The following is a 21,301-nucleotide window of genomic DNA, read 5'->3' as shown; positions in this document are numbered from 1 at the left end:
GGACAGTGAAGACACCACGGTTGTGGAAGCGGGTAAAGACGTGGCCGGCGACAACAGCGCAAGTGGTCAGTTGACCGTAAGCGATGTGGACGATGGCGAAGCTGTGTTCCAAGAGCCAGCGAGCCTAGAAGGTACTTACGGCACGTTCACGTTCAACGCCAGCACAGGCGCGTGGACTTATACGCTAGATGAAAGCAAAGCCGATGCTCTGAATGCCAACGATGCGGCAACGGACAGCTTGGTTGTGACCTCAAAAGATGGCACGGCGAGCGAAACGATCACCGTGAACATCACGGGCAGCAACGATGGTGCGACCATCACCGCGTCGGACAGTGAAGACACCACGGTTGTGGAAGCGGGTAAAGACGTGGCCGGCGACAACAGCGCAAGTGGTCAGTTGACCGTAAGCGATGTGGACGATGGCGAAGCTGTGTTCCAAGAGCCAGCGAGCCTAGAAGGTACTTACGGCACGTTCACGTTCAACGCCAGCACAGGCGCGTGGACTTATACGCTAGATGAAAGCAAAGCCGATGCTCTGAATGCCAACGATGCGGCAACGGACAGCTTGGTTGTGACCTCAAAAGATGGCACGGCGAGCGAAACGATCACCGTGAACATCACGGGCAGCAACGATGGTGCGACCATCACCGCGTCGGACAGTGAAGACACCACGGTTGTGGAAGCGGGTAAAGACGTGGCCGGCGACAACAGCGCAAGTGGTCAGTTGACCGTAAGCGATGTGGACGATGGCGAAGCTGTGTTCCAAGAGCCAGCGAGCCTAGAAGGTACTTACGGCACGTTCACGTTCAACGCCAGCACAGGCGCGTGGACTTATACGCTAGATGAAAGCAAAGCCGATGCTCTGAATGCCAACGATGCGGCAACGGACAGCTTGGTTGTGACCTCAAAAGATGGCACGGCGAGCGAAACGATCACCGTGAACATCACGGGCAGCAACGATGGTGCGACCATCACCGCGTCGGACAGTGAAGACACCACGGTTGTGGAAGCGGGTAAAGACGTGGCCGGCGACAACAGCGCAAGTGGTCAGTTGACCGTAAGCGATGTGGACGATGGCGAAGCTGTGTTCCAAGAGCCAGCGAGCCTAGAAGGTACTTACGGCACGTTCACGTTCAACGCCAGCACAGGCGCGTGGACTTATACGCTAGATGAAAGCAAAGCCGATGCTCTGAATGCCAACGATGCGGCAACGGACAGCTTGGTTGTGACCTCAAAAGATGGCACGGCGAGCGAAACGATCACCGTGAACATCACGGGCAGCAACGATGGTGCGACCATCACCGCGTCGGACAGTGAAGACACCACGGTTGTGGAAGCGGGTAAAGACGTGGCCGGCGACAACAGCGCAAGTGGTCAGTTGACCGTAAGCGATGTGGACGATGGCGAAGCTGTGTTCCAAGAGCCAGCGAGCCTAGAAGGTACTTACGGCACGTTCACGTTCAACGCCAGCACAGGCGCGTGGACTTATACGCTAGATGAAAGCAAAGCCGATGCTCTGAATGCCAACGATGCGGCAACGGACAGCTTGGTTGTGACCTCAAAAGATGGCACGGCGAGCGAAACGATCACCGTGAACATCACGGGCAGCAACGATGGTGCGACCATCACCGCGTCGGACAGTGAAGACACCACGGTTGTGGAAGCGGGTAAAGACGTGGCCGGCGACAACAGCGCAAGTGGTCAGTTGACCGTAAGCGATGTGGACGATGGCGAAGCTGTGTTCCAAGAGCCAGCGAGCCTAGAAGGTACTTACGGCACGTTCACGTTCAACGCCAGCACAGGCGCGTGGACTTATACGCTAGATGAAAGCAAAGCCGATGCTCTGAATGCCAACGATGCGGCAACGGACAGCTTGGTTGTGACCTCAAAAGATGGCACGGCGAGCGAAACGATCACCGTGAACATCACGGGCAGCAACGATGGTGCGACCATCACCGCGTCGGACAGTGAAGACACCACGGTTGTGGAAGCGGGTAAAGACGTGGCCGGCGACAACAGCGCAAGTGGTCAGTTGACCGTAAGCGATGTGGACGATGGCGAAGCTGTGTTCCAAGAGCCAGCGAGCCTAGAAGGTACTTACGGCACGTTCACGTTCAACGCCAGCACAGGCGCGTGGACTTATACGCTAGATGAAAGCAAAGCCGATGCTCTGAATGCCAACGATGCGGCAACGGACAGCTTGGTTGTGACCTCAAAAGATGGCACGGCGAGCGAAACGATCACCGTGAACATCACGGGCAGCAACGATGGTGCGACCATCACCGCGTCGGACAGTGAAGACACCACGGTTGTGGAAGCGGGTAAAGACGTGGCCGGCGACAACAGCGCAAGTGGTCAGTTGACCGTAAGCGATGTGGACGATGGCGAAGCTGTGTTCCAAGAGCCAGCGAGCCTAGAAGGTACTTACGGCACGTTCACGTTCAACGCCAGCACAGGCGCGTGGACTTATACGCTAGATGAAAGCAAAGCCGATGCTCTGAATGCCAACGATGCGGCAACGGACAGCTTGGTTGTGACCTCAAAAGATGGCACGGCGAGCGAAACGATCACCGTGAACATCACGGGCAGCAACGATGGTGCGACCATCACCGCGTCGGACAGTGAAGACACCACGGTTGTGGAAGCGGGTAAAGACGTGGCCGGCGACAACAGCGCAAGTGGTCAGTTGACCGTAAGCGATGTGGACGATGGCGAAGCTGTGTTCCAAGAGCCAGCGAGCCTAGAAGGTACTTACGGCACGTTCACGTTCAACGCCAGCACAGGCGCGTGGACTTATACGCTAGATGAAAGCAAAGCCGATGCTCTGAATGCCAACGATGCGGCAACGGACAGCTTGGTTGTGACCTCAAAAGATGGCACGGCGAGCGAAACGATCACCGTGAACATCACGGGCAGCAACGATGGTGCGACCATCACCGCGTCGGACAGTGAAGACACCACGGTTGTGGAAGCGGGTAAAGACGTGGCCGGCGACAACAGCGCAAGTGGTCAGTTGACCGTAAGCGATGTGGACGATGGCGAAGCTGTGTTCCAAGAGCCAGCGAGCCTAGAAGGTACTTACGGCACGTTCACGTTCAACGCCAGCACAGGCGCGTGGACTTATACGCTAGATGAAAGCAAAGCCGATGCTCTGAATGCCAACGATGCGGCAACGGACAGCTTGGTTGTGACCTCAAAAGATGGCACGGCGAGCGAAACGATCACCGTGAACATCACGGGCAGCAACGATGGTGCGACCATCACCGCGTCGGACAGTGAAGACACCACGGTTGTGGAAGCGGGTAAAGACGTGGCCGGCGACAACAGCGCAAGTGGTCAGTTGACCGTAAGCGATGTGGACGATGGCGAAGCTGTGTTCCAAGAGCCAGCGAGCCTAGAAGGTACTTACGGCACGTTCACGTTCAACGCCAGCACAGGCGCGTGGACTTATACGCTAGATGAAAGCAAAGCCGATGCTCTGAATGCCAACGATGCGGCAACGGACAGCTTGGTTGTGACCTCAAAAGATGGCACGGCGAGCGAAACGATCACCGTGAACATCACGGGCAGCAACGATGGTGCGACCATCACCGCGTCGGACAGTGAAGACACCACGGTTGTGGAAGCGGGTAAAGACGTGGCCGGCGACAACAGCGCAAGTGGTCAGTTGACCGTAAGCGATGTGGACGATGGCGAAGCTGTGTTCCAAGAGCCAGCGAGCCTAGAAGGTACTTACGGCACGTTCACGTTCAACGCCAGCACAGGCGCGTGGACTTATACGCTAGATGAAAGCAAAGCCGATGCTCTGAATGCCAACGATGCGGCAACGGACAGCTTGGTTGTGACCTCAAAAGATGGCACGGCGAGCGAAACGATCACCGTGAACATCACGGGCAGCAACGATGGTGCGACCATCACCGCGTCGGACAGTGAAGACACCACGGTTGTGGAAGCGGGTAAAGACGTGGCCGGCGACAACAGCGCAAGTGGTCAGTTGACCGTAAGCGATGTGGACGATGGCGAAGCTGTGTTCCAAGAGCCAGCGAGCCTAGAAGGTACTTACGGCACGTTCACGTTCAACGCCAGCACAGGCGCGTGGACTTATACGCTAGATGAAAGCAAAGCCGATGCTCTGAATGCCAACGATGCGGCAACGGACAGCTTGGTTGTGACCTCAAAAGATGGCACGGCGAGCGAAACGATCACCGTGAACATCACGGGCAGCAACGATGGTGCGACCATCACCGCGTCGGACAGTGAAGACACCACGGTTGTGGAAGCGGGTAAAGACGTGGCCGGCGACAACAGCGCAAGTGGTCAGTTGACCGTAAGCGATGTGGACGATGGCGAAGCTGTGTTCCAAGAGCCAGCGAGCCTAGAAGGTACTTACGGCACGTTCACGTTCAACGCCAGCACAGGCGCGTGGACTTATACGCTAGATGAAAGCAAAGCCGATGCTCTGAATGCCAACGATGCGGCAACGGACAGCTTGGTTGTGACCTCAAAAGATGGCACGGCGAGCGAAACGATCACCGTGAACATCACGGGCAGCAACGATGGTGCGACCATCACCGCGTCGGACAGTGAAGACACCACGGTTGTGGAAGCGGGTAAAGACGTGGCCGGCGACAACAGCGCAAGTGGTCAGTTGACCGTAAGCGATGTGGACGATGGCGAAGCTGTGTTCCAAGAGCCAGCGAGCCTAGAAGGTACTTACGGCACGTTCACGTTCAACGCCAGCACAGGCGCGTGGACTTATACGCTAGATGAAAGCAAAGCCGATGCTCTGAATGCCAACGATGCGGCAACGGACAGCTTGGTTGTGACCTCAAAAGATGGCACGGCGAGCGAAACGATCACCGTGAACATCACGGGCAGCAACGATGGTGCGACCATCACCGCGTCGGACAGTGAAGACACCACGGTTGTGGAAGCGGGTAAAGACGTGGCCGGCGACAACAGCGCAAGTGGTCAGTTGACCGTAAGCGATGTGGACGATGGCGAAGCTGTGTTCCAAGAGCCAGCGAGCCTAGAAGGTACTTACGGCACGTTCACGTTCAACGCCAGCACAGGCGCGTGGACTTATACGCTAGATGAAAGCAAAGCCGATGCTCTGAATGCCAACGATGCGGCAACGGACAGCTTGGTTGTGACCTCAAAAGATGGCACGGCGAGCGAAACGATCACCGTGAACATCACGGGCAGCAACGATGGTGCGACCATCACCGCGTCGGACAGTGAAGACACCACGGTTGTGGAAGCGGGTAAAGACGTGGCCGGCGACAACAGCGCAAGTGGTCAGTTGACCGTAAGCGATGTGGACGATGGCGAAGCTGTGTTCCAAGAGCCAGCGAGCCTAGAAGGTACTTACGGCACGTTCACGTTCAACGCCAGCACAGGCGCGTGGACTTATACGCTAGATGAAAGCAAAGCCGATGCTCTGAATGCCAACGATGCGGCAACGGACAGCTTGGTTGTGACCTCAAAAGATGGCACGGCGAGCGAAACGATCACCGTGAACATCACGGGCAGCAACGATGGTGCGACCATCACCGCGTCGGACAGTGAAGACACCACGGTTGTGGAAGCGGGTAAAGACGTGGCCGGCGACAACAGCGCAAGTGGTCAGTTGACCGTAAGCGATGTGGACGATGGCGAAGCTGTGTTCCAAGAGCCAGCGAGCCTAGAAGGTACTTACGGCACGTTCACGTTCAACGCCAGCACAGGCGCGTGGACTTATACGCTAGATGAAAGCAAAGCCGATGCTCTGAATGCCAACGATGCGGCAACGGACAGCTTGGTTGTGACCTCAAAAGATGGCACGGCGAGCGAAACGATCACCGTGAACATCACGGGCAGCAACGATGGTGCGACCATCACCGCGTCGGACAGTGAAGACACCACGGTTGTGGAAGCGGGTAAAGACGTGGCCGGCGACAACAGCGCAAGTGGTCAGTTGACCGTAAGCGATGTGGACGATGGCGAAGCTGTGTTCCAAGAGCCAGCGAGCCTAGAAGGTACTTACGGCACGTTCACGTTCAACGCCAGCACAGGCGCGTGGACTTATACGCTAGATGAAAGCAAAGCCGATGCTCTGAATGCCAACGATGCGGCAACGGACAGCTTGGTTGTGACCTCAAAAGATGGCACGGCGAGCGAAACGATCACCGTGAACATCACGGGCAGCAACGATGGTGCGACCATCACCGCGTCGGACAGTGAAGACACCACGGTTGTGGAAGCGGGTAAAGACGTGGCCGGCGACAACAGCGCAAGTGGTCAGTTGACCGTAAGCGATGTGGACGATGGCGAAGCTGTGTTCCAAGAGCCAGCGAGCCTAGAAGGTACTTACGGCACGTTCACGTTCAACGCCAGCACAGGCGCGTGGACTTATACGCTAGATGAAAGCAAAGCCGATGCTCTGAATGCCAACGATGCGGCAACGGACAGCTTGGTTGTGACCTCAAAAGATGGCACGGCGAGCGAAACGATCACCGTGAACATCACGGGCAGCAACGATGGTGCGACCATCACCGCGTCGGACAGTGAAGACACCACGGTTGTGGAAGCGGGTAAAGACGTGGCCGGCGACAACAGCGCAAGTGGTCAGTTGACCGTAAGCGATGTGGACGATGGCGAAGCTGTGTTCCAAGAGCCAGCGAGCCTAGAAGGTACTTACGGCACGTTCACGTTCAACGCCAGCACAGGCGCGTGGACTTATACGCTAGATGAAAGCAAAGCCGATGCTCTGAATGCCAACGATGCGGCAACGGACAGCTTGGTTGTGACCTCAAAAGATGGCACGGCGAGCGAAACGATCACCGTGAACATCACGGGCAGCAACGATGGTGCGACCATCACCGCGTCGGACAGTGAAGACACCACGGTTGTGGAAGCGGGTAAAGACGTGGCCGGCGACAACAGCGCAAGTGGTCAGTTGACCGTAAGCGATGTGGACGATGGCGAAGCTGTGTTCCAAGAGCCAGCGAGCCTAGAAGGTACTTACGGCACGTTCACGTTCAACGCCAGCACAGGCGCGTGGACTTATACGCTAGATGAAAGCAAAGCCGATGCTCTGAATGCCAACGATGCGGCAACGGACAGCTTGGTTGTGACCTCAAAAGATGGCACGGCGAGCGAAACGATCACCGTGAACATCACGGGCAGCAACGATGGTGCGACCATCACCGCGTCGGACAGTGAAGACACCACGGTTGTGGAAGCGGGTAAAGACGTGGCCGGCGACAACAGCGCAAGTGGTCAGTTGACCGTAAGCGATGTGGACGATGGCGAAGCTGTGTTCCAAGAGCCAGCGAGCCTAGAAGGTACTTACGGCACGTTCACGTTCAACGCCAGCACAGGCGCGTGGACTTATACGCTAGATGAAAGCAAAGCCGATGCTCTGAATGCCAACGATGCGGCAACGGACAGCTTGGTTGTGACCTCAAAAGATGGCACGGCGAGCGAAACGATCACCGTGAACATCACGGGCAGCAACGATGGTGCGACCATCACCGCGTCGGACAGTGAAGACACCACGGTTGTGGAAGCGGGTAAAGACGTGGCCGGCGACAACAGCGCAAGTGGTCAGTTGACCGTAAGCGATGTGGACGATGGCGAAGCTGTGTTCCAAGAGCCAGCGAGCCTAGAAGGTACTTACGGCACGTTCACGTTCAACGCCAGCACAGGCGCGTGGACTTATACGCTAGATGAAAGCAAAGCCGATGCTCTGAATGCCAACGATGCGGCAACGGACAGCTTGGTTGTGACCTCAAAAGATGGCACGGCGAGCGAAACGATCACCGTGAACATCACGGGCAGCAACGATGGTGCGACCATCACCGCGTCGGACAGTGAAGACACCACGGTTGTGGAAGCGGGTAAAGACGTGGCCGGCGACAACAGCGCAAGTGGTCAGTTGACCGTAAGCGATGTGGACGATGGCGAAGCTGTGTTCCAAGAGCCAGCGAGCCTAGAAGGTACTTACGGCACGTTCACGTTCAACGCCAGCACAGGCGCGTGGACTTATACGCTAGATGAAAGCAAAGCCGATGCTCTGAATGCCAACGATGCGGCAACGGACAGCTTGGTTGTGACCTCAAAAGATGGCACGGCGAGCGAAACGATCACCGTGAACATCACGGGCAGCAACGATGGTGCGACCATCACCGCGTCGGACAGTGAAGACACCACGGTTGTGGAAGCGGGTAAAGACGTGGCCGGCGACAACAGCGCAAGTGGTCAGTTGACCGTAAGCGATGTGGACGATGGCGAAGCTGTGTTCCAAGAGCCAGCGAGCCTAGAAGGTACTTACGGCACGTTCACGTTCAACGCCAGCACAGGCGCGTGGACTTATACGCTAGATGAAAGCAAAGCCGATGCTCTGAATGCCAACGATGCGGCAACGGACAGCTTGGTTGTGACCTCAAAAGATGGCACGGCGAGCGAAACGATCACCGTGAACATCACGGGCAGCAACGATGGTGCGACCATCACCGCGTCGGACAGTGAAGACACCACGGTTGTGGAAGCGGGTAAAGACGTGGCCGGCGACAACAGCGCAAGTGGTCAGTTGACCGTAAGCGATGTGGACGATGGCGAAGCTGTGTTCCAAGAGCCAGCGAGCCTAGAAGGTACTTACGGCACGTTCACGTTCAACGCCAGCACAGGCGCGTGGACTTATACGCTAGATGAAAGCAAAGCCGATGCTCTGAATGCCAACGATGCGGCAACGGACAGCTTGGTTGTGACCTCAAAAGATGGCACGGCGAGCGAAACGATCACCGTGAACATCACGGGCAGCAACGATGGTGCGACCATCACCGCGTCGGACAGTGAAGACACCACGGTTGTGGAAGCGGGTAAAGACGTGGCCGGCGACAACAGCGCAAGTGGTCAGTTGACCGTAAGCGATGTGGACGATGGCGAAGCTGTGTTCCAAGAGCCAGCGAGCCTAGAAGGTACTTACGGCACGTTCACGTTCAACGCCAGCACAGGCGCGTGGACTTATACGCTAGATGAAAGCAAAGCCGATGCTCTGAATGCCAACGATGCGGCAACGGACAGCTTGGTTGTGACCTCAAAAGATGGCACGGCGAGCGAAACGATCACCGTGAACATCACGGGCAGCAACGATGGTGCGACCATCACCGCGTCGGACAGTGAAGACACCACGGTTGTGGAAGCGGGTAAAGACGTGGCCGGCGACAACAGCGCAAGTGGTCAGTTGACCGTAAGCGATGTGGACGATGGCGAAGCTGTGTTCCAAGAGCCAGCGAGCCTAGAAGGTACTTACGGCACGTTCACGTTCAACGCCAGCACAGGCGCGTGGACTTATACGCTAGATGAAAGCAAAGCCGATGCTCTGAATGCCAACGATGCGGCAACGGACAGCTTGGTTGTGACCTCAAAAGATGGCACGGCGAGCGAAACGATCACCGTGAACATCACGGGCAGCAACGATGGTGCGACCATCACCGCGTCGGACAGTGAAGACACCACGGTTGTGGAAGCGGGTAAAGACGTGGCCGGCGACAACAGCGCAAGTGGTCAGTTGACCGTAAGCGATGTGGACGATGGCGAAGCTGTGTTCCAAGAGCCAGCGAGCCTAGAAGGTACTTACGGCACGTTCACGTTCAACGCCAGCACAGGCGCGTGGACTTATACGCTAGATGAAAGCAAAGCCGATGCTCTGAATGCCAACGATGCGGCAACGGACAGCTTGGTTGTGACCTCAAAAGATGGCACGGCGAGCGAAACGATCACCGTGAACATCACGGGCAGCAACGATGGTGCGACCATCACCGCGTCGGACAGTGAAGACACCACGGTTGTGGAAGCGGGTAAAGACGTGGCCGGCGACAACAGCGCAAGTGGTCAGTTGACCGTAAGCGATGTGGACGATGGCGAAGCTGTGTTCCAAGAGCCAGCGAGCCTAGAAGGTACTTACGGCACGTTCACGTTCAACGCCAGCACAGGCGCGTGGACTTATACGCTAGATGAAAGCAAAGCCGATGCTCTGAATGCCAACGATGCGGCAACGGACAGCTTGGTTGTGACCTCAAAAGATGGCACGGCGAGCGAAACGATCACCGTGAACATCACGGGCAGCAACGATGGTGCGACCATCACCGCGTCGGACAGTGAAGACACCACGGTTGTGGAAGCGGGTAAAGACGTGGCCGGCGACAACAGCGCAAGTGGTCAGTTGACCGTAAGCGATGTGGACGATGGCGAAGCTGTGTTCCAAGAGCCAGCGAGCCTAGAAGGTACTTACGGCACGTTCACGTTCAACGCCAGCACAGGCGCGTGGACTTATACGCTAGATGAAAGCAAAGCCGATGCTCTGAATGCCAACGATGCGGCAACGGACAGCTTGGTTGTGACCTCAAAAGATGGCACGGCGAGCGAAACGATCACCGTGAACATCACGGGCAGCAACGATGGTGCGACCATCACCGCGTCGGACAGTGAAGACACCACGGTTGTGGAAGCGGGTAAAGACGTGGCCGGCGACAACAGCGCAAGTGGTCAGTTGACCGTAAGCGATGTGGACGATGGCGAAGCTGTGTTCCAAGAGCCAGCGAGCCTAGAAGGTACTTACGGCACGTTCACGTTCAACGCCAGCACAGGCGCGTGGACTTATACGCTAGATGAAAGCAAAGCCGATGCTCTGAATGCCAACGATGCGGCAACGGACAGCTTGGTTGTGACCTCAAAAGATGGCACGGCGAGCGAAACGATCACCGTGAACATCACGGGCAGCAACGATGGTGCGACCATCACCGCGTCGGACAGTGAAGACACCACGGTTGTGGAAGCGGGTAAAGACGTGGCCGGCGACAACAGCGCAAGTGGTCAGTTGACCGTAAGCGATGTGGACGATGGCGAAGCTGTGTTCCAAGAGCCAGCGAGCCTAGAAGGTACTTACGGCACGTTCACGTTCAACGCCAGCACAGGCGCGTGGACTTATACGCTAGATGAAAGCAAAGCCGATGCTCTGAATGCCAACGATGCGGCAACGGACAGCTTGGTTGTGACCTCAAAAGATGGCACGGCGAGCGAAACGATCACCGTGAACATCACGGGCAGCAACGATGGTGCGACCATCACCGCGTCGGACAGTGAAGACACCACGGTTGTGGAAGCGGGTAAAGACGTGGCCGGCGACAACAGCGCAAGTGGTCAGTTGACCGTAAGCGATGTGGACGATGGCGAAGCTGTGTTCCAAGAGCCAGCGAGCCTAGAAGGTACTTACGGCACGTTCACGTTCAACGCCAGCACAGGCGCGTGGACTTATACGCTAGATGAAAGCAAAGCCGATGCTCTGAATGCCAACGATGCGGCAACGGACAGCTTGGTTGTGACCTCAAAAGATGGCACGGCGAGCGAAACGATCACCGTGAACATCACGGGCAGCAACGATGGTGCGACCATCACCGCGTCGGACAGTGAAGACACCACGGTTGTGGAAGCGGGTAAAGACGTGGCCGGCGACAACAGCGCAAGTGGTCAGTTGACCGTAAGCGATGTGGACGATGGCGAAGCTGTGTTCCAAGAGCCAGCGAGCCTAGAAGGTACTTACGGCACGTTCACGTTCAACGCCAGCACAGGCGCGTGGACTTATACGCTAGATGAAAGCAAAGCCGATGCTCTGAATGCCAACGATGCGGCAACGGACAGCTTGGTTGTGACCTCAAAAGATGGCACGGCGAGCGAAACGATCACCGTGAACATCACGGGCAGCAACGATGGTGCGACCATCACCGCGTCGGACAGTGAAGACACCACGGTTGTGGAAGCGGGTAAAGACGTGGCCGGCGACAACAGCGCAAGTGGTCAGTTGACCGTAAGCGATGTGGACGATGGCGAAGCTGTGTTCCAAGAGCCAGCGAGCCTAGAAGGTACTTACGGCACGTTCACGTTCAACGCCAGCACAGGCGCGTGGACTTATACGCTAGATGAAAGCAAAGCCGATGCTCTGAATGCCAACGATGCGGCAACGGACAGCTTGGTTGTGACCTCAAAAGATGGCACGGCGAGCGAAACGATCACCGTGAACATCACGGGCAGCAACGATGGTGCGACCATCACCGCGTCGGACAGTGAAGACACCACGGTTGTGGAAGCGGGTAAAGACGTGGCCGGCGACAACAGCGCAAGTGGTCAGTTGACCGTAAGCGATGTGGACGATGGCGAAGCTGTGTTCCAAGAGCCAGCGAGCCTAGAAGGTACTTACGGCACGTTCACGTTCAACGCCAGCACAGGCGCGTGGACTTATACGCTAGATGAAAGCAAAGCCGATGCTCTGAATGCCAACGATGCGGCAACGGACAGCTTGGTTGTGACCTCAAAAGATGGCACGGCGAGCGAAACGATCACCGTGAACATCACGGGCAGCAACGATGGTGCGACCATCACCGCGTCGGACAGTGAAGACACCACGGTTGTGGAAGCGGGTAAAGACGTGGCCGGCGACAACAGCGCAAGTGGTCAGTTGACCGTAAGCGATGTGGACGATGGCGAAGCTGTGTTCCAAGAGCCAGCGAGCCTAGAAGGTACTTACGGCACGTTCACGTTCAACGCCAGCACAGGCGCGTGGACTTATACGCTAGATGAAAGCAAAGCCGATGCTCTGAATGCCAACGATGCGGCAACGGACAGCTTGGTTGTGACCTCAAAAGATGGCACGGCGAGCGAAACGATCACCGTGAACATCACGGGCAGCAACGATGGTGCGACCATCACCGCGTCGGACAGTGAAGACACCACGGTTGTGGAAGCGGGTAAAGACGTGGCCGGCGACAACAGCGCAAGTGGTCAGTTGACCGTAAGCGATGTGGACGATGGCGAAGCTGTGTTCCAAGAGCCAGCGAGCCTAGAAGGTACTTACGGCACGTTCACGTTCAACGCCAGCACAGGCGCGTGGACTTATACGCTAGATGAAAGCAAAGCCGATGCTCTGAATGCCAACGATGCGGCAACGGACAGCTTGGTTGTGACCTCAAAAGATGGCACGGCGAGCGAAACGATCACCGTGAACATCACGGGCAGCAACGATGGTGCGACCATCACCGCGTCGGACAGTGAAGACACCACGGTTGTGGAAGCGGGTAAAGACGTGGCCGGCGACAACAGCGCAAGTGGTCAGTTGACCGTAAGCGATGTGGACGATGGCGAAGCTGTGTTCCAAGAGCCAGCGAGCCTAGAAGGTACTTACGGCACGTTCACGTTCAACGCCAGCACAGGCGCGTGGACTTATACGCTAGATGAAAGCAAAGCCGATGCTCTGAATGCCAACGATGCGGCAACGGACAGCTTGGTTGTGACCTCAAAAGATGGCACGGCGAGCGAAACGATCACCGTGAACATCACGGGCAGCAACGATGGTGCGACCATCACCGCGTCGGACAGTGAAGACACCACGGTTGTGGAAGCGGGTAAAGACGTGGCCGGCGACAACAGCGCAAGTGGTCAGTTGACCGTAAGCGATGTGGACGATGGCGAAGCTGTGTTCCAAGAGCCAGCGAGCCTAGAAGGTACTTACGGCACGTTCACGTTCAACGCCAGCACAGGCGCGTGGACTTATACGCTAGATGAAAGCAAAGCCGATGCTCTGAATGCCAACGATGCGGCAACGGACAGCTTGGTTGTGACCTCAAAAGATGGCACGGCGAGCGAAACGATCACCGTGAACATCACGGGCAGCAACGATGGTGCGACCATCACCGCGTCGGACAGTGAAGACACCACGGTTGTGGAAGCGGGTAAAGACGTGGCCGGCGACAACAGCGCAAGTGGTCAGTTGACCGTAAGCGATGTGGACGATGGCGAAGCTGTGTTCCAAGAGCCAGCGAGCCTAGAAGGTACTTACGGCACGTTCACGTTCAACGCCAGCACAGGCGCGTGGACTTATACGCTAGATGAAAGCAAAGCCGATGCTCTGAATGCCAACGATGCGGCAACGGACAGCTTGGTTGTGACCTCAAAAGATGGCACGGCGAGCGAAACGATCACCGTGAACATCACGGGCAGCAACGATGGTGCGACCATCACCGCGTCGGACAGTGAAGACACCACGGTTGTGGAAGCGGGTAAAGACGTGGCCGGCGACAACAGCGCAAGTGGTCAGTTGACCGTAAGCGATGTGGACGATGGCGAAGCTGTGTTCCAAGAGCCAGCGAGCCTAGAAGGTACTTACGGCACGTTCACGTTCAACGCCAGCACAGGCGCGTGGACTTATACGCTAGATGAAAGCAAAGCCGATGCTCTGAATGCCAACGATGCGGCAACGGACAGCTTGGTTGTGACCTCAAAAGATGGCACGGCGAGCGAAACGATCACCGTGAACATCACGGGCAGCAACGATGGTGCGACCATCACCGCGTCGGACAGTGAAGACACCACGGTTGTGGAAGCGGGTAAAGACGTGGCCGGCGACAACAGCGCAAGTGGTCAGTTGACCGTAAGCGATGTGGACGATGGCGAAGCTGTGTTCCAAGAGCCAGCGAGCCTAGAAGGTACTTACGGCACGTTCACGTTCAACGCCAGCACAGGCGCGTGGACTTATACGCTAGATGAAAGCAAAGCCGATGCTCTGAATGCCAACGATGCGGCAACGGACAGCTTGGTTGTGACCTCAAAAGATGGCACGGCGAGCGAAACGATCACCGTGAACATCACGGGCAGCAACGATGGTGCGACCATCACCGCGTCGGACAGTGAAGACACCACGGTTGTGGAAGCGGGTAAAGACGTGGCCGGCGACAACAGCGCAAGTGGTCAGTTGACCGTAAGCGATGTGGACGATGGCGAAGCTGTGTTCCAAGAGCCAGCGAGCCTAGAAGGTACTTACGGCACGTTCACGTTCAACGCCAGCACAGGCGCGTGGACTTATACGCTAGATGAAAGCAAAGCCGATGCTCTGAATGCCAACGATGCGGCAACGGACAGCTTGGTTGTGACCTCAAAAGATGGCACGGCGAGCGAAACGATCACCGTGAACATCACGGGCAGCAACGATGGTGCGACCATCACCGCGTCGGACAGTGAAGACACCACGGTTGTGGAAGCGGGTAAAGACGTGGCCGGCGACAACAGCGCAAGTGGTCAGTTGACCGTAAGCGATGTGGACGATGGCGAAGCTGTGTTCCAAGAGCCAGCGAGCCTAGAAGGTACTTACGGCACGTTCACGTTCAACGCCAGCACAGGCGCGTGGACTTATACGCTAGATGAAAGCAAAGCCGATGCTCTGAATGCCAACGATGCGGCAACGGACAGCTTGGTTGTGACCTCAAAAGATGGCACGGCGAGCGAAACGATCACCGTGAACATCACGGGCAGCAACGATGGTGCGACCATCACCGCGTCGGACAGTGAAGACACCACGGTTGTGGAAGCGGGTAAAGACGTGGCCGGCGACAACAGCGCAAGTGGTCAGTTGACCGTAAGCGATGTGGACGATGGCGAAGCTGTGTTCCAAGAGCCAGCGAGCCTAGAAGGTACTTACGGCACGTTCACGTTCAACGCCAGCACAGGCGCGTGGACTTATACGCTAGATGAAAGCAAAGCCGATGCTCTGAATGCCAACGATGCGGCAACGGACAGCTTGGTTGTGACCTCAAAAGATGGCACGGCGAGCGAAACGATCACCGTGAACATCACGGGCAGCAACGATGGTGCGACCATCACCGCGTCGGACAGTGAAGACACCACGGTTGTGGAAGCGGGTAAAGACGTGGCCGGCGACAACAGCGCAAGTGGTCAGTTGACCGTAAGCGATGTGGACGATGGCGAAGCTGTGTTCCAAGAGCCAGCGAGCCTAGAAGGTACTTACGGCACGTTCACGTTCAACGCCAGCACAGGCGCGTGGACTTATACGCTAGATGAAAGCAAAGCCGATGCTCTGAATGCCAACGATGCGGCAACGGACAGCTTGGTTGTGACCTCAAAAGATGGCACGGCGAGCGAAACGATCACCGTGAACATCACGGGCAGCAACGATGGTGCGACCATCACCGCGTCGGACAGTGAAGACACCACGGTTGTGGAAGCGGGTAAAGACGTGGCCGGCGACAACAGCGCAAGTGGTCAGTTGACCGTAAGCGATGTGGACGATGGCGAAGCTGTGTTCCAAGAGCCAGCGAGCCTAGAAGGTACTTACGGCACGTTCACGTTCAACGCCAGCACAGGCGCGTGGACTTATACGCTAGATGAAAGCAAAGCCGATGCTCTGAATGCCAACGATGCGGCAACGGACAGCTTGGTTGTGACCTCAAAAGATGGCACGGCGAGCGAAACGATCACCGTGAACATCACGGGCAGCAACGATGGTGCGACCATCACCGCGTCGGACAGTGAAGACACCACGGTTGTGGAAGCGGGTAAAGACGTGGCCGGCGACAACAGCGCAAGTGGTCAGTTGACCGTAAGCGATGTGGACGATGGCGAAGCTGTGTTCCAAGAGCCAGCGAGCCTAGAAGGTACTTACGGCACGTTCACGTTCAACGCCAGCACAGGCGCGTGGACTTATACGCTAGATGAAAGCAAAGCCGATGCTCTGAATGCCAACGATGCGGCAACGGACAGCTTGGTTGTGACCTCAAAAGATGGCACGGCGAGCGAAACGATCACCGTGAACATCACGGGCAGCAACGATGTGCCAACAGCCAACGACTTCTCAGTAACCTTAGACAACCAAGATGAAGCGTTCTTTACGTTTGATGGTGGTCAGTCTGGTTCTCAAGATAACGTTGGGGACATCGAAGATGACACTGCCGGTACACCTGTTGATGTTAAGATTCTTGAAGAGCCTTTATTTGGCAATCTTTATGACGTCAGTGGTGGAAACAAAGTATTGATTGAAGCTGGTGACATTATCAGTAGTGATGCTCAAATCGAATACGAGCAAGACCAGAATGCTGTCGATAACTTAGATTTCGTTGCTAGTACTTTCGAAAATCAAGTAGGAAGTGGCACCTCTAGCGTTAGCTATCTAGAGAGTAGTGTTGTTATTAGTGCGGGACTTTACAACGGTGCGTCTCCTGTTGGCGACAATATTAGTAGTACACCTGGCTACCTAGTTTATGATGATAGCGGCCAAGAGGATGGGTTTGGGGTTTCGAAGAATGCTAATTCTACGCAAGGTGAACTTGACGTTGTAACTGGTGGGTCCCAAGAGTACATTTCTATAGATTACTCTGCGACTGGTGCTTCTATTACTGAAGCTAACATTGAGTTTGGCAGTGTATATGGCAATTATTTTGCTGGTAATAACGCCGGTGGCCGCATCGAAGCTATTGCACTTGATGAAAATGGTAATGTCGTTGGGACTTTCTACTTTGATAGTGATGAGTCTGGTGAAAACGGACTAACTATCGATAGCAACGGGAATGCGACAGTTAACATCGAAGTCGATGGAGGGTTTACAGAATTAAGAGTATTCACTACTCAGGATGGTTCTGATAGTCCTAATAAGAACTCCAATATCACGCTTAAAGGCGTTGATGTAGTTAGTGCTGATCTCTCTGAAGAAATTGATTATCAGTCAGTGGATTCTAGCGGTCTAATTAGTGACGAAGTCGCTCAACTTACTATTACACCAAATACAACTAATGCTAATCCAGTTGCTCAAGACGACACCGTGTCTGTCTTTGGTGGTCTATCTGGATACTATTACAGCTCAAATGATAGTGTTAATGGCAATATTGATTCGGTTCAAGATGCGTTGAATGTTATTGCTAGCAAAGAAGCTGACCTAACCTTCGACGCCAAAGATATCAACTATACGCTAAATGGAAATAACAATGGCTTGAGCTCTCAAAGTCAGTTTGAAGACTTCTTAAATGATGACTCTGGCTCTGTAGAAGGTGCAGTTGGTGCTCATACTGACGGTGTTGTTCAAATGAGTGGTTCAGTCTATTTAGAAGTCGGTGATTATGCATTTAAAGTGACCGCTGATGATGGCTACACGATATTAATTGATGGTGTGGCAGTTGCTACTGTTGATCAGAATCAGTCATCTACTACTGCTTTGCATGATGCATTTACGATTGACAGTGATGGTTATCATTCAATTGAAATCGTTTATTGGGACCAAGGTGGCGCTGCTAATCTAGACATCAATCTTGGTACGGTTGATGGCAATGGTAATTACAACAATGGTGAGCATGACTTAAATGACTTCCCATTGATTGGTGATGTTCTGTCTGTAAAAGAGGGTGAAACTTTAACTGTAGATTCGTCACTGCTTCTTGCTAACGATTACGATCCAAATACCGGTGACACCTTTACGATTGTCGCGGATGGATTTAGTTCAGTTGATGGAACAGTCTTATACGATCAAAACAGTGGTGAGATCTCCTTCACGCCAAATAGTAATGTGACGGGTAGTGCGTCGTTCACATATACCATTGTTGATAGTTCAGGTCTGACTAGTAGTGCAACGGTAACAGCAACAGTTGCGCCAATTAGTAATGGATTGGCGGTTGCCGCCAATTTAACCAGTGTTAGTGGAAATGTTGCTGACTCTATTGTTGCAAGCATTGAATCTAGCTTGGCGAACAAGACAGTAGACCCAACTGCTGATGGCGACGACAACCATCTTCAGACTACAAGTGGTGCTTGGCTAGATGCCCTTGGTGGCAATGATACTGTTGTATACAACAGTGGCGATCATATGCAGGTACTTGGCCGAGAAGGCGATGACATTATTGTCGGCAATGACGGTGGTCTTGGCGTTGTTTCTGAAAACCTACAAGGCGGCGACGGTAGTGACATTTTGGTCGGCGGTATAGATGCATCAACAAGCATTAACCTGTTGGGAGATGATACTGGAGAATCTGGCGATGATGTTCTTATTTCACGTAGCCCAACAACGAGCACCGCATACTATGGTGGTTCAGGCAATGATGTAGCTTACCTAACAGGCCAAAGTACAGACTACACCTTTAGTACAGTCGGAGCTCCAGATTTTCGCTTAACTCATACTGGAACAGGGAATGCAAATCACGACTTTTATAGTATCGAGTCGTTGTATTTCTCTGACGGCAAGTTTGAAGTTCAGAGCGGTAACCTAGTTAAAGTTGCTGAGGTTTATGAACTTAACATTGATATCGATCTAAATGACAACGACGGTAGCGAGCAAGTAAGTTCATTGGTCGTGAGTGATGTACCTTCCGATGTAACACTCTCGACAGGTACTAAACAAGCTGATGGAACCTGGGTTATTGATCCAGCTGAGTTAGATAGTGAAGGGAAGTTAACAGTCATTGTTGAAGCACCAGTCGATACAGCGCCAGTTCTGACTGTTACAGCAGGTGCTTACGAGGTCGATGACCAAGGGCAAGCTGTTGACTCAGAAGTGTTTGCTGACACTCAAACCGGTACCGTAATTGCGCCTAGCTCAGGCAGCGAAAACGGAGATAACACGATCATCGGCTTTAGCGGTGATGATGTGTTGTTTGGCGATACTGGTGGTGTAGTTGATAACTCTGTCGCACCAACTAACTATAATATTGCTTTGGTTGTTGATACGTCGGGAAGTATGAGAGACGCACTCAATAGTAATAGCAGCCAGTCGAAGTTAGATGCGGTTAAAGCGTCACTCATTGCTATGTTGGCAGATATCGCGTCTCATCCAGGTATTATTAATTTAGCGTTAATTGGTTTCGAGTCGAGCGCGAGTATAGAAATAGACTTGCAGAACTTAGAAGAGTCAGACTTAGAGCAGACAGTTAACTCAGCGATCAATGATTTGACTGCGGATGGCGCAACTAACTATGAGTCTGCGTTTGATTCTGCTAAAGGTTGGTTTGCTGATGATGACCAACCATCGAGTTATGAAAACTTAACGTTCTTCTTAACTGATGGGAAACCAACTGTGTCGAACAGTTCAAACAGCAGCGGCTCTACTACCCAATTTGATGAGTTTGCTGATTCTGTTACTGCTTTCGATGAGCTAGCGGATGTATCAAAAGTTAGAACGATAGGTATCGGAGATGGTATTGATTCTGAAATATTAGAGCACTTCGTTAGTGACAATGGTTCTTCGTACACGTATTCATCAACTACAACGCAACTTGCAAACTTTAGCTCTAGTACCGGTGAACCTTGGAGCCTTGAGAACTTTGCGGTTTCCGGTGGCACAGCAGTACTGACTAACTCAAGCATCTTGCTAACCGATACGGGTGATATTAATAGCTCAGCTTCGATGATCAGCCCTGAGTTTGTTGTTGCTAGCGGCGAAGCGTCAGTACTGACATTCGATGCATCACAGGGTAGCTATTTTGGTGGCGGCGATGTGTTTGGCTGGAGTGTTCAGAAGTTTGATGAACAAACTCAAGCATGGGTAAGTGTCTCATCTGGAAGTAGTACTGGCTCGATTGAAACAGATCTACTTCATGAAGGTAAGTACCAGTTAGTACTCTCTGTTTATGAAGACCAAAGCGGATATACTGCAGACGTATACTTAGACAACTTTGCAATCAAGACGGTAACAAGTACGACAGGCGACGTTGAAATCGTTCAGTCAAGTCAAGGCTTAGATGCCGCACTTGAGGAAGGTAGCAACGAAATTACGCTACTACCTGTAGGTAATGATGACCTAAGCGGCGGTGCCGGCAACGACATTTTGTTTGGTGATGTTATCAATACAGATAACTTGCCATGGGGTGATAATGGCCTTGTTCGTCCAGATGAGTTAGCTGATGGTTCGGGTATGGAAGCTCTAACAACGTTCTTACAGATGTTGAATGGTACAGAACCTACAGACATGGAAATCTACGAATATATTAAAGATAACCATGAGTTGTTTAATGCAGACAGCGATACGCGTGGTGGCGATGATACCATTACCGGTGGATTAGGCGATGATATCCTCTATGGCCAAGGTGGTGACGATACACTAATTGGTGGAATTGGAGATGATATTTTGACCGGAGGGGAGGACGACGATTTGTTCAAATGGGTCGATGAGCCTTTCCGAGGTGATGTTGATACCATTACCGATTTTGCTTTAGGTGAAGACCACTTAGATATTTCACTATTGCTGCCTACTGAAAATACAATGTCAGATCTACTTGAGCATATCACTATTGAGAAAGTTGATAATGGTGGCGGAGATAAAGATTTGGTTATCACTATTTCTGAAGATGCGGGTAATAGCGGCCAGACACAAACGATTGTCCTCGATAATACGGGAAATCAGTTTGATTCTGTGAACGCTCAAGGTGATGGCAGTGTGATAAGTAGCGATTTGAGTAACTTGGTTAATCAGCTCTTTGTGAACTTACCAGACCAATAA

1 protein-coding gene (only partly in view) is annotated in these 21,301 nt (G+C 53.9%); it reads left to right on the top strand.

Features of this window, described 5'->3' with window-relative positions; translation table 11 throughout:
- Positions 1–21,301 carry the 3' portion of a VCBS domain-containing protein gene (locus OCV56_RS08385; RefSeq protein WP_261901406.1) on the top strand. 8,546 nt of this gene lie to the left of the window's left edge, so the window shows 21,301 of its 29,847 coding nt (coding positions 8,547–29,847); its start codon lies beyond the left edge, outside the window; its stop codon occupies positions 21,299–21,301.

Origin of the sequence: Vibrio gigantis (assembly GCF_024347515.1) — a bacterium.
Lineage (GTDB): Bacteria > Pseudomonadota > Gammaproteobacteria > Enterobacterales > Vibrionaceae > Vibrio > Vibrio gigantis.
The sequence above is the reverse complement of the archived record's forward strand: the minus strand, read 5'-3'. Positions and strand labels throughout refer to the sequence as shown.